The 12,377-nt window shown below is 71.4% G+C and carries 9 protein-coding genes; 3 read left to right on the forward strand and 6 right to left on the reverse strand.

Annotation, left to right across the window (positions count from 1 at the left end; translation table 11 throughout):
- Position 1 precedes the first annotated feature (1 nt).
- The 4 genes from rpmI to ACPOLB_RS03125 all read right to left on the reverse strand — a co-directional run bounded on the left by rpmI (position 2) and on the right by ACPOLB_RS03125 (position 4,134).
- A complete protein-coding gene (gene rpmI / locus ACPOLB_RS03110; RefSeq protein ID WP_425259833.1) occupies positions 2–205 on the reverse strand; it encodes a 50S ribosomal protein L35 in 204 nt (67 codons plus the stop codon).
- Between the two features lie 122 nt (positions 206–327).
- Complete coding sequence (gene infC, locus ACPOLB_RS03115) at positions 328–864, reverse strand: translation initiation factor IF-3 (protein WP_425259834.1); 537 nt, start codon at positions 862–864, stop codon at positions 328–330.
- Between the two features lie 85 nt (positions 865–949).
- On the reverse strand, positions 950–2,857 hold the full coding sequence (gene thrS, locus ACPOLB_RS03120; RefSeq protein ID WP_425259835.1) for a threonine--tRNA ligase: 1,908 nt from the start codon (positions 2,855–2,857) through the stop codon (positions 950–952).
- 188 nt (positions 2,858–3,045) lie between these two features.
- Positions 3,046–4,134, reverse strand: a complete 1,089-nt coding sequence (locus ACPOLB_RS03125; protein ID WP_425259836.1) for a patatin-like phospholipase family protein — start codon at positions 4,132–4,134, stop codon at positions 3,046–3,048.
- Positions 4,135–4,223: 89 nt separating this feature from the next.
- Between ACPOLB_RS03125 and ACPOLB_RS03130 the strand changes: the two genes are divergently transcribed.
- Complete coding sequence (locus tag ACPOLB_RS03130) at positions 4,224–5,726, forward strand: glucan biosynthesis protein (protein ID WP_425259837.1); 1,503 nt, start codon at positions 4,224–4,226, stop codon at positions 5,724–5,726.
- Between the two features lie 20 nt (positions 5,727–5,746).
- A complete protein-coding gene (gene mdoH / locus ACPOLB_RS03135; RefSeq protein WP_425259838.1) occupies positions 5,747–7,948 on the forward strand; it encodes a glucans biosynthesis glucosyltransferase MdoH in 2,202 nt (733 codons plus the stop codon).
- On the opposite strand, the gene ACPOLB_RS03140 is transcribed toward mdoH, so the two are convergent.
- Together ACPOLB_RS03140 and ACPOLB_RS03145 are read right to left on the reverse strand one after the other, a co-directional pair.
- The gene (locus tag ACPOLB_RS03140) at positions 7,897–10,266 is read right to left on the reverse strand and encodes a Tex family protein (RefSeq protein WP_425259839.1); all 2,370 of its coding nucleotides are present in this window, start codon (positions 10,264–10,266) and stop codon (positions 7,897–7,899) included. The two genes, mdoH and ACPOLB_RS03140, sit on opposite strands and share 52 nt — an antisense overlap.
- A 50-nt stretch (positions 10,267–10,316) precedes the next feature.
- Positions 10,317–11,576, reverse strand: a complete 1,260-nt coding sequence (locus ACPOLB_RS03145) for a TIGR03862 family flavoprotein (RefSeq protein WP_425259840.1) — start codon at positions 11,574–11,576, stop codon at positions 10,317–10,319.
- A 56-nt stretch (positions 11,577–11,632) separates the two neighbouring features.
- On the opposite strand from ACPOLB_RS03145, the gene ACPOLB_RS03150 reads away from it, so the two are divergent.
- Positions 11,633–12,376: a DUF1223 domain-containing protein gene (locus tag ACPOLB_RS03150; protein ID WP_425259841.1), complete on the forward strand. Its 744-nt coding sequence runs from the start codon at positions 11,633–11,635 to the stop codon at positions 12,374–12,376.
- Position 12,377: the final 1 nt, after the last annotated feature.

A 12,377-nucleotide genomic window follows, 5' to 3' on the forward strand; every position in this document is an offset into this window, starting at 1 on the left:
ATCAGAGGCCCGCGAACGGCAGCATCTGGGCCATGTGGCCCATGTTGGTGTCGTGCACGTTCACCGCGCCGCGCAGATTGCGCTTGCGGCTGGTGCTCTTCTTCGTGAGGATGTGGCGCTTGAACGCCTGACCGCGCTTGACGGTGCCACCCGGACGCACGCGGAACCGCTTGGCCGCGCTCTTCTTGGTCTTCATCTTGGGCATGTGAATGCTCCTTCTTCGTTTGCTGCTGCAGGCGACCCCGGGGTTCCGGTGCACTTGCTGGCCTGCAGCCGCTTCTGTTCGACCGCACGGTGACCAGACCGTGCCGACGAAATGCTGTCGTCCTACTTCCGCTTCGGTGCGAGCACCATGATCATCTGCCGGCCTTCGAGCTTGGGCATGTGCTCGACGACGGCCACGTCGGCGAGCTCTTCCCGGATCCGCTCGAGCATGCGCATGCCGATGTCCTGGTGGGTGATCTCGCGGCCCCGGAATCGCAGCGTCACCTTGCCCTTGTCGCCGTCCTCGGCGATGAAGCGGCGCAGGTTGCGCATCTTGATGTTGTAGTCGCCGTCGTCGGTGCCGGGCCGGAACTTGACTTCCTTGACCTCGATCACCTTCTGCTTCGACTTGGCTTCCGCGGCCTTCTTCTGCTCCTGGTACTTGAACTTGCCGTAGTCCATCAACCGACACACCGGCGGGTCCGCCGTGGCTGCGATCTCGACGAGATCGACGTCCAGCTCGCCGGCCATGCGCAAGGCCTCCATCGTCGGGACGATGCCCAGGGGTTCGTTCTCGACCCCGTTCAGGCGCACCTGCGGCGCCATGATTTCCCGATTCAGCCTGTGCTTGCGCTCCGCATTCGGCGTGCGACGGTCCATGAAGGTAGCGATGTGTCAACTCCTTGCGCGGCCCGCAGGCGCGACGGGCCACAAATCCACGGTGCGGGCGCCTCCCGCGGCAGCTTCAGAGCTTGAGGGCGATGTCGCTGGCGAGCTTCGATTGGAAGTCTGCGAGGGGCATCACACCCAGGTCCTGATTGCCCCGAGCGCGCACGGCAACAGCCCCGTTCGCCTTCTCCTTGTCGCCTACGACCAGGATGTACGGGGCCTTCTGCATTGAATGCTCGCGGATTTTATAGTTAATTTTCTCGTTGCGCAAATCGAGGTGGACTCTAACTCCTTGTTTTTGCAACGATTTCGCCACGTCCGCGGCGTACTCCGCCTGCTGGTCGGTGATGGCGGCCACCACCACCTGCACCGGGGACAGCCACGCCGGCAGCGCGCCGGCATGCTGTTCGATCAGGATGCCGATGAACCGCTCCAGGCTGCCGACAATGGCCCGGTGCAGCATCACCGGGTGCTTGCGCTCGCTGCTTTCGGCCACGTAGACCGCGTCCAGCCGCTCCGCCATCGAGAAGTCGACCTGCATCGTGCCGCACTGCCACTGGCGGCCGATCGCGTCCTTCAGCGTGTACTCGATCTTGGGGCCGTAGAAGGCGCCGTCGCCCGGTGCGATCTCGAACTCGCAGCCGCTGCGGCGCAGGCTTTCCATCAGCGCGTGTTCGGCCTGGTCCCAGACGGCGTCGCTGCCGATGCGGGCCTCCGGCCGCGTCGCGACCTTGTAGATGATGTTGTCGAAGCCGAAGTCCTTGTAGACCTTCTGCAGCAGCGCCGTGTAGGCCACGCACTCGTCGAGGATGTGCGCTTCCGTGCAGAAGATGTGGCCGTCGTCCTGCGTGAAGCCGCGCACGCGCATGATGCCGTGCAGGCCGCCCGTGGGCTCGTTGCGGTGGCACTGGCCGAATTCGCCGTAGCGCAGCGGCAGGTCGCGGTAGCTCTTGATGCCCTGCTTGAAGATCAGGATGTGGCCCGGGCAGTTCATCGGCTTCAGCGCGTAGTCGCGCTTTTCCGATTCCGTCGTGAACATGTTGTCGCGGTACTTGTCCCAGTGCCCCGTCTTCTCCCACAGGGCGCGGTCGATGATCTGGGGGCCCTTGACCTCCAGGTAGCCGTTGTCGCGGTAGACGGCGCGCATGTACTGCTCGACCACCTGCCACACCGTCCAGCCCTTGGGGTGCCAGAACACCGTGCCGGGGCTGTGCTCGTCCAGGTGGAACAGGTCGAGTTCGCGGCCGAGCTTGCGGTGGTCGCGCTTCTCTGCTTCTTCCAGCATCGTCAGGTAGCCCTGCAGCGCGTCCTTGCTCGCCCAGGCCGTGCCGTAGATGCGCTGCAGCTGCTCGTTCTTCTGGTCGCCGCGCCAGTACGCGCCGGCCACCTTCATCAGCTTGAAGTGCTTCAGCCGGCCCGTGCTCGGCACGTGCGGGCCGCGGCACAGGTCTTCGAAGCCGCCTTCGCGGTACAGCGAGACATCTTCACCGGCCGGAATGCTGCCGATGATCTCGGCCTTGTAGTGCTCGCCCTGGCTCTTGAAGTGGGCCACGGCCTCGTCGCGCGGCAGCACGCGGCGCACCACGGGTTCGTTCTTCGCCGCCAGCTCGCCCATGCGCTTCTCGATCGCCGCCAGGTCCTCGGGCGTGAACGGGCGCTTGTAGGCGAAGTCGTAGTAGAAGCCGTGCTCGATGACCGGTCCGATCGTCACCTGCGCATCGGGGAACAGTTCCTTGACCGCATAGGCCAGCAGGTGCGCCGTGCTGTGGCGGATGATCTCCAGTCCGTCGGCGTCCTTGTCCGTCACGATGGCCAGCTGCGCATCGGCGTCGATGCGGTGGCTGGTGTCGACCAGCCGCCCGTCGACCCGGCCGGCCAGCGCCGCCTTGGCCAGGCCCGTGCCGATGGAGGCCGCGACCTCGGCCACCGTCACGGGGCCGGGAAACTCTCGCCGGGAACCGTCCGGCAGCGTGATCTGGAGCATGGGGAGAACCTCGTGGGCAAGAAAAAAGCGCGGGGGTGGCCGCGCTTCGTTCTGGAGAAAGAGAAACAGGAACGGCAGCGCGACCGACTAGACCTCGGTGAAGAGGGGGCTCGTAGTCCGCGGTGTCATAACCGGTGTGCCTTTCTCGTCCTTGTTGGGTGGAGCAGGCCTGCAGTTTAGCGCAGCCGTCAGGGCAGCGGCTGCGCCAGCAGCGGTGCCGGCCGCGCCACCAGCTCGGCGAACTCGTCGGCCAGGCGCTGGCTCTCGGCCACCGCGCGGCGCCACGCGGCCATGCGGCCCGGCAGGTCGTCGCCAAACGCCTTGAAGTCGGCGCGGTCGGGCAGCTTGCCGCCGGGCAGCGTCGCCACCCACGCCGGCGCGGGCGCCAGCACCACCACGTTGTCCAGCAGCGCGCTGGCCCGGTGGCGGCGCTTCCAGGCCTTGTCGAGCCAGCCGGGCACCACGTGGCGCTGGAAGTGCGGGTACAGCACCAGGCCGTCGTCCATCGCCGCGTAGTCCAGGTGCAGGTGGTAGTCGGTGATGCCGCCGTCCCAGTAGGCGCCGCGCGGGCCGCCCGGCACGTCGTGCACGGCGTCCAGCCAGAACGGGATGGAGCAGCTGGCCAGGATCGCCGGCGCCAGATTGTCCGGGCCCAGCGCGCAGTGCCGGCTGCGGTAGTCGTGCAGCGGGAACGGCAGGGCGTCACGCGGATCGCCGAACACCACCCGCTCCAGCCACCCGCCCAGCGCCCGCCGGCTCGCGGCATTGGCCAGGAAAGCGCCCAGGTAGCCCGCGGGCGTGCGCAGCCGGCCCTCGCGCCGCAACAGATGGCGACCGCGGCTGGTGAACACGTGCAGCCGGCGGTGCGGGTGCGCCAGCAGCTCGTGCGCGCGCCGGCCGAGACGTTCCTGGAGCTTCGCGCCGAAGGCCTGGCTCACCGCCCGCGGCGTCGGCGGCCGGCCCGGCGCGTGTTCGTATTCCTGGGTGATGTAGTCCTCGGCCAGTTGCGCCAGCGCGGCGTCGGCATCGGGCAGGCAGGCGCAGGCCAGGCGCCATGCACCGATGGAGGCCCCCAGCAAATGCAGGGTCTGCGTGCTTTCCGCCAGCCAATGACCGAAAATGAAGCGGTCCAGCGGGTTGAGCACCAGCCCCTTGGGTCCCCCGGCAGCGCCGGGGACCACCCGGACGTCGGCAGGAGACAGGCCACGTTCGGCGAGTCGAGCCCGCGCACGCGGGCCGGCGAACACCTGCAGTGCCGCGGATGACGTTGTTGGCATCCGCACATGCTAAGTGCTTGCGATTCGGTACACCCAGATACCGCGCTGCTGCGTTGAGACGCCTGCTGCGTGCCCTAACGTCCTCACCGATGCTCTCTTCCATCTTGCGTGTGTGTTCATTGCTGCTGGCGCTGGCCCTGCCCGCAGGCGCCGGTGCTGCAGCCGCCTTCGGCTTCGACGACGTCGCCCGCGTAGCCGAGACCGTGGCCCGCCAGCCCTACCGACCGCCGCCGCCGCTGGCCCCGGCACTGGCGCAGCTGACCTACGACCAATACCGCAACATCCGCTTCCGCCCTGCACGTTCGCTGTGGCGCGACGCCGCCCTGCCCTTCCACGTGCAGTTCTTCCCGCTGGGCCGCGGCTTCGCGCAGCCGCTGCAGGTGCACGAGATCGTCGACGGCCGCGCGCGGCTGCTGCAGCTGCCGCACAGCGACTTCGACGACCCCGACCGCCACCTGCCCGCGGGGCCGGTGGGCATCGCCGGCCTGCGCATCACCCACCCGCTGAACACCCCCGCGGTGCACGACGAACTGGCCGTGTTCCTGGGCGCCAGCTACCTGCGCGCGCTGGGCGCGGGCCAGCGCTACGGCCTGTCGGCCCGCGGCCTCGCGGTGGACACCGCCGGCGGCCAGGGCGAGGAGTTCCCGGCCTTCACGCGCTGGTGGCTGGAGCGCCCTGCCTCCGGCGCCCGCACGCTGACGCTGTACGCGCTGCTGGAAGGCCCGCGCGTCACCGGCGCCTACCGCTTCGTGCTGCAGCCGGGCAGCACCACGGTGACCGAGGTGCGGGCGCGGTTGTGGCTGCGTGCGCCGGTGGCCATGCTGGGCATCGCGCCGCTGTCCAGCATGTTCCTGGCCGGCGAGAACCAGCCCGCGCGCGGCGACTACCGCCCCGAAGTGCACGATTCCGACGGCCTGCAGATCGCCAGTGCCAGCGGCGAGTGGATCTGGCGCCCGCTGCACAACCCGCGCGGCACCTTCGTCACCTCGTTCGCGGGGCCCACGCCGCGTGGCTGGGGGCTGGTGCAGCGCGACCGCCGCTTCGCCAGCTATGAAGACCTGGAAGCGCACTACGAGCTGCGCCCCAGCGCCTGGATCGAACCGCTGGGCGACTGGGGCCCGGGCCGGGTCGAGCTGCTGCAGTTCCACACCCCCGACGAGACGCACGACAACATCGCCGCCTACTGGGTGCCGGCCACGCCGCCGGCGCCGGGCCAGCCGCTCGACCTGCAGTGGCGGCTGCACTGGGCCTCGGACGGCCTGCCGCAGCCGCCGGGCGCGCGCGTGCTGCAGACGCGCCGCGGCCACGGCTTCTTCCACACGCCGCCGCCGGCCAGCGCGCTGCAGCTGCACGTCGACTTCGCCGGCCCGCCGCTGCAGGGCCTGCCCGCCGATGCGCCGGTGGAGGCCGTGGTCAGCGGCAACGCGCGCAGCCTGAAGGCACAGGCCTATCCCAACCCGATGACCGGCGGCTGGCGCATGACGGTCGACGTGGAACGCGACTTGCACCTGCCGCTGGAACTGCGCGGCTTCCTGCGGCTGCAAGGCCGCACGCTGTCCGAAACCTGGTCCTACGCCCTGTCTCCCGAGTGATGTTCCCAGAGAGCCACCCGATGCAACACGACACCCCCACCGCCCCGCCGGTGCACCGCGGCCACATGCGGCCGCACCCCTGGTTCGGCCTGCTGCGCGGCCTGCTGTTCGCGCTGCTGCCGGGCCTGCAGTTCCGCGCGCCCGCCGGCCGACCTGACTGGGCGCGCAGCGCGCAGCGGCGCCGCCGCGCGCTGCTGCTCACGGTGGCCGCCATTGCCGCCACCGCGGCGGCGCTCACGCCGGCCGGCACGCCGTGGCCGCAGGCCGTGCTGCAGACGCTGCTGTTCGCATGGGTGGGCGCGGGGCTGGTCACGGCGCTGATGGGCGCGTGGGTGCTGCTGCGCGGCGACCCGCGCGCGCTGGCGCTGCCGGCGGGCCGCCAGCCGCTGTCGCGGGCGGCGCGCACCGCGGTGATCATGCCGATCTGCAACGAGGACATCGCGACGGTGTTCGGCGGGCTGCGGGCCACCTGCGAGTCGCTGGCCGCCACCGGCGCGCTGTCGCTGTTCGACATCTACGTGCTCTCCGACACCGCCGACCCCGCGCTGCGCGACGCCGAGCAGCGCGCCTGGGAGCGCCTGCGCACGATGCTGGGCGACGACCCGGTGCTGGCCGGCGGGCGGGTGTTCTACCGCTGGCGCCGCCGCCGCACCAAGCGCAAGGCCGGCAACGTGGCCGACTTCTGCCGCCGCTGGGGCCGCAACTACCGCTACATGGTGGTGCTCGACGCCGACAGCACGATGCACGGCGACACGCTCGTCGGCCTGGTGCGGCTGATGGAGGCCCACCCGGAGGCCGGCATCATCCAGACGTTGCCCGCGGCCAGCGGCCACGACACGCTGCACGCACGGCTGCAGCAGTTCGCCACCCGCGTGACCGGGCGCCTCTTCGCGCTGGGCATGGCGTACTGGCAGCTGGGCGACTCGCACTACTGGGGGCACAACGCCATCCTGCGCGTCGAGCCCTTCATGCGCCACTGCGGCCTGGGCAAGATCCCGGGCCGCGGCGGGCTGGCGGGCGAGATCCTGTCGCACGACTTCGTCGAGGCGGCACTGATGCGCCGCGCCGGCTATGAGGTCTGGCTGGCGCCGCAGCTGCAGGGCAGCTGGGAGCAGTACCCGCCCAACCTGCTGGCCGAACTGCAGCGCGACCGCCGCTGGTGCCAGGGCAACCTGCAGAACGCACGGCTGATGGCCGAACCCGGCTGGCAGCCGGTGCACCGCGTGATGTTCGCCACCGGTGCGCTGTCGTATGCCGTGGCGCCGCTGTGGCTGGGCTTCGTCGCCGCCGGGCTGCTGTGGCCCGCGCCGGCCGGCCAGACCGCCGCGCTGTGGGCGCTGACCGCCACGCTGCTGCTGCTGCCGCGCGCGCTGGGCGTGGCGGCGGTGCTGCTGGCACGCGAGCAGGCGCAGTTCGGCGGCACGCTGCGTCTGCTGGGCGGTGCGCTGCTGGAAGCGCTGATGGCCGCCGTGCAGGCGCCGCTGCGCATGCTGGCGCACAGCGCCTTCGTGCTGGGTGCGCTCACCGGGCTGCGGCTGGAGTGGAAGTCGCCCCCGCGCGAAGCCGCGGCCGTGCGCTGGCGCGACGCGGCGGCGCACATCGGCCTGGTCGCCAGCGCAGCGCTGTGCGGCGTGCTGCTGGCGCTGGGCGACGGTGCCGCCCCGGCCTGGCACAACCCCGCGCTCTGGCCGCTGGCGCTGCCGCTGCTGCTGGCCGTGCCCTTCACGGTGGCCACCGGCAGCGAAGCGCTGGGCGCCGCGGTGCGGCGCTTCGGCTGGCTGGGCACGCCCGAGGAACGGCGCCCGCCACGCACCCTGGCGCGTGCGTCGGAGCACCACGCGTTCCGCGACCTGGTGCCGGCACCGGCCCCTGGTGCGCCGCGGGCAGCGGCAGCCGTGTCCTGGCGCCCGCGCGCCGTGCTCGCAGCCGGCCTGGCGCTGAGCCTGGCGGTGATGCTGCTGCCGCGCCCGGGCGCGACACCCGGCCTGACACCGTCGCTGCAGATGGAACGCGAGGTGCTGGCGCTGCTGCAGACTCTGCCGAGCGCCCAGCCGCAGCTCGACCTGCAACCGGTGCAGCGCCCCGTGCGCACGCGGCCTGCGGCCCGCATCGACGACTCGGTGCGGCAGCGCGCGGCCGACGCCGTGGCGCGCGCGCTGGGCGAGGAAGACTACGAGCGCTTGATCTGGAGCTTGGCGAAGGCCGCCGCCAACGCGCCCTGAGCCGCCGGCTGCGGCTGCCCGCCGCGCTGGCGCTCGTCGCGCGCGGCCGGGCGGTAGCCGCCGCCGCCCGCGCCCGCACCGGCGGCACCACCCGCTCGGGGTGCGGCATCGAGCTTCATCGTCAGCGAGATGCGCTTGCGGGCCAGATCCACTTCCAGCACGCGCACCTTCACGACCTGGCCGGTCTTCACGACCTCGCGTGCGTCGTTGACGAACTTGTTCGACATCTGGCTCACGTGCACCAGGCCGTCCTGGTGCACGCCCAGGTCGACGAAGGCACCGAACTGCGCCACGTTGCTGACCGTGCCTTCCAGCGTCATGCCGGGCTGCAGGTCCTTGATGTCTTCCACGCCGTCGTTGAAGCGCGCCACCACGAAGTCCGGCCGCGGGTCGCGGCCCGGCTTCTCCAGCTCGCCCAGGATGTCCTTCACGGTGATGGCGCCGAAACGCTCGTCGGCGAAGGCCTCGGGCTTCAGCGCCCGCAGCACGTCGCTGCGGCCCATCAGTTCCTGCACCGGGCGCTGCGTGGCGGCCAGCATCTTCTCGACCACCGGATAGGTCTCGGGGTGCACACCCGTGATGTCGAGCGGGTTGTCGCCGTCGCGGATCCGCAGGAAGCCCGCCGCCTGCTCGAAGGTCTTCGGGCCCAGGCCCGCCACCTGCAGCAGCTGCTGGCGGTTGCGGAAGGCGCCGTTGGCGTCGCGCCAGCGCACGATGCTCGCGGCCACCGCGCCGCTGAGCCCCGACACGCGCGCCAGCAGCGGTGCGCTGGCGGTGTTCAGGTCGACGCCGACCGCGTTCACGCAGTCTTCCACCACCGCGTCCAGGCTGCGGGCCAGGCCGCTCTGGTTGACGTCGTGCTGGTATTGACCGACGCCGATGCTCTTCGGGTCGATCTTCACCAACTCGGCCAGCGGGTCCTGCAGCCGGCGTGCGATGCTGACGGCGCCGCGCAGGCTGACGTCGAGCTCGGGCAGTTCCTTGCTCGCGAACTCGCTGGCGCTGTAGACCGAGGCCCCGGCTTCGCTGACCACGACCTTGTCGAGCTTCACGTCGGGCGCCAGCTGCTGCACACGCTTGATCAGGTCGGCGGCCAGCTTGTCGGTCTCGCGGCTGGCGGTGCCGTTGCCGATGGCGATCAGGTTCACGCCGTGCGTGGCCACCAGCCGGCCCAGCGCATGCAGCGAGCCTTCCCAGTCGCAGCGCGGCTCGTGCGGGTAGACGGTGTGCGTGTCCAGCACCTTGCCGGTGTCGCTGACCACGGCCACCTTCACGCCGGTGCGGATGCCGGGGTCCAGCCCCATCACCACGCGCTTGCCGGCGGGCGCGGCCAGCAGCAGGTCGCGCAGGTTGTCGCCGAAGACCTTGATAGCCACGGCCTCGGCCTCTTCGCGCAGCCGCGCGAACAGGTCGCGCTCGAGGCTGAGGCTGAGCTTGACCTTCCAGGTCCAGGCCACGGTCTTGCGGATGAGATCGTCGGCGGCTCGCTTGGCGTGGCTCCAGCCGAGATGGATGGCGATGCGGCCTTCGGCCACGGACACCGAAGGGGTCCCTGACGGTCCCGTGGGCTTGCCCGGCACCAGCTCTTCGTCGAGCACCAGCTTGGCGTCCAGCCACTCCAGCGTGCGGCCGCGGAACACGGCCAGCGCGCGGTGGCTGGGTACCGTGCGGATGGGCTCGGCGTAGTCGAAGTAGTCGCGGAACTTCGCGGCGTCGGCGTGCGTGCCGTCCTTGCCATCGACCAGCTTGCTCTGGAACAGCGCCTCGGCCCACAGCCATTCGCGCAGCTTGCCCACCAGCACCGCGTCTTCGGCCCAGCGCTCGCTGAGCAGGTCGCGCACGCCGTCCAGCACGGCCGGCGCGTCGGCGAAACCACCCTCGGCATTCACGAACGCGGCCGCCTCGGCCAGCGGCTCCAGCGTCGGGTCGGCGAACAGCTTGTCGGCCAGAGGCTCCAGGCCGGCCTCGCGGGCGATCATGCCCTTGGTGCGGCGCCTGGGCTTGAACGGCAAGTACAGGTCTTCCAGCTCCTGCTTGGTCGGCACGGCCTCGATGGCCGCGCGCAGCGCGGGCGTGAGCTTGCCCTGCTCGTCGATGCTCTTGAGCACCGCGGCACGGCGGTCTTCCAGCTCGCGCAGGTAGCCCAGGCGTGCTTCCAGCTCGCGCAGCTGGATGTCGTCGAGGCCGTCGGTGGCCTCCTTGCGGTAGCGGGCGATGAAGGGCACCGTGGCGCCGCCGTCCAGCAGTTCGACGGCGGTGTGGACCTGGGCCGGCCGAACCTTCAGCTCGGCGGCGATTTGCAGAACGATCTTGTCCAAGGAAATGCAGTCCGAAAAACAGGAAAAGGGACAGACGAAAGGGGCGCAGTTTAAGCGTGCGCCACCCCCCATCCGGCCGCGCCCTGGCCCGCCACGCGGCCGGTGCTGAAACAGGCTGTGAGCAGGTAGCCGCCGGTGGGGGCCTCCCAGTCGAGCATCTCGCCGGCGCAGAACACGCCGGGCAGCGCACGCAGCATCAGTTGCGCGTCGAGTGCGTCGAACGACACGCCGCCGGCCGTGGAGATGGCCTCGGCCACGGGCCGCGGCGCCGTCACGCGCACGGGCAGCGCCTTGATCCGGCGCGCGAACTGCTGCGGATCGGCCTGCTCGGCCTTGGGCACCAGCTCCCACAGCAGCGCAGCCTTCACGCCCGACAGGTGCAGCCGCGTCTTCAGGTGCGTGGCCAGCGAGCGCGGGCCGCGCGGATGCGCCAGCTCGGCCTGCGCCCAGTCGAGGCTGCGCGCAGGCAGCAGGTCGAGCTCGAACACGGCGCTGCCCTCGGCGGCGATGCGCTCGCGCAGCCGCGACGACGCCGCGTACACCAGGCTGCCTTCGACGCCGGTGGCCGTGACCACGCATTCACCGGCCTGCTGCCAGTCGCCCACCCGCAGCGCCACCGACTTCAGCGGCTCGCCGGCGAAGCGGCTGCGCAGGTGCGTGCTCCAGCCGACATCGAAGCCGCAGTTCGACGGCTGCAGCGGCGCCAGCGCCACGCCACGCGCCTGCAGCAGCGGCCACCAGGCACCGTCGCTGCCCAGCTGCGGCCAGCTCGCGCCGCCCAGCGCCAGCACGGTGGCCTGCGGCTGCACGGTCGTCTCGCCCAGCGGCGTGGCAAAGTGCAGCGCCGTGCCGCCGTCGGCAAAGCCCAGCCAGCGGTGGCGCTGGTGGAACACCACGCCGGCCGCGCGCAGCCGGTGCAGCCAGGCACGCAGCAGCGGTGCGGCCTTCATCTCGGTCGGGAAGATCCGGCCCGAACTGCCGACGAAGGTGTCGACTCCCAGGTCCTTCGCCCAGGCCCGTAGCGCGTCGGCACCGAAGGCCTGCAGCCACGGGCGCAGCAGTGGCGCGCGCGCCGCGTAGCGGTCCACGAAGGGCTCGAAGGGCTCGGCATGGGTGAGATTCAGCCCGCCCTTGCCGGCCAGCAGGAACTTGCGACCGGCCGAGGGCATGGCGTCGTACACCTCGACGCGGCGGCCGGCGGCCACCAGGGTCTCGGCGGCCATCAGGCCGGCGGGGCCGGCGCCCACCACGGCGACGGCGTCCAGGGGTGCGGGGGTGACTGCGGCGGCGGGAACAACGGGCTCGGACATCGCCGCACTGTAGCCGGCGCAGTGTCAGGATCGGCTGCCTGCGGCGACTCAGGAGCATGCACACCCTGCCCACTTCACGCCTTCTGTTGCTCGCACTGATGCTGAGCGGCACCGCCCCGGGCGCTGCTGCGGCCGATGCCCCCACCGGCGCGTGCCAGGCACGCAGCGCCGCCACCGTGCCCACCGTGGTGGAGCTCTACACCTCCGAAGGCTGCAGTTCCTGCCCGCCGGCCGACCGCTGGCTGTCCACGCTGCTCGGCCGCGACGACGTGCTGGCGCTGGGCTTCCACGTGAACTACTGGGACAGGCTCGGCTGGCCCGACCGCTTCGCCACGCCCGAAGCCACGGCGCGGCAATACCAGCTGGCAGCCTGGAACAACAGCCGCACCGTGTACACGCCGCAGGTGGTGGTGAACGGGCGCGACAGCCGCGCCGGCGCAGCGCTGCCTGCCGTGCAGTCAGCCAGCCCGCTGGAGCTGACCCTGCAGCGCCAGGGTGAGACGGTCACGGCCACCGTGGCCGCGGCCCCGGGGGCGGCCCAGCGGCTGGACGGCTACTGGGCCGTGCTGGAAGACCGCCACGTCAGCGCCGTGCGCGCCGGCGAGAACGCCGGCGAGACGCTGCGCCACGACCACGTCGTGCGCCTGTATCGGCCGGTGGCGGCCTGGCAGGCGTCGGCCGGCGCGCAGCTGCGGCTGCAGGTGTCACGCGGCGTGGCCGCCCACCCGCGGCGCGTGGTCTTCGTCGTCACCGACGCGGCCACGCACCGGCCGGTGCAGGCGCTGGCGCTGGCCTGCTGAG

It is taken from the genome of Rubrivivax soli, assembly GCF_049810355.1.
In the GTDB taxonomy this organism is placed as follows: Bacteria; Pseudomonadota; Gammaproteobacteria; order Burkholderiales; family Burkholderiaceae_C; genus Rubrivivax.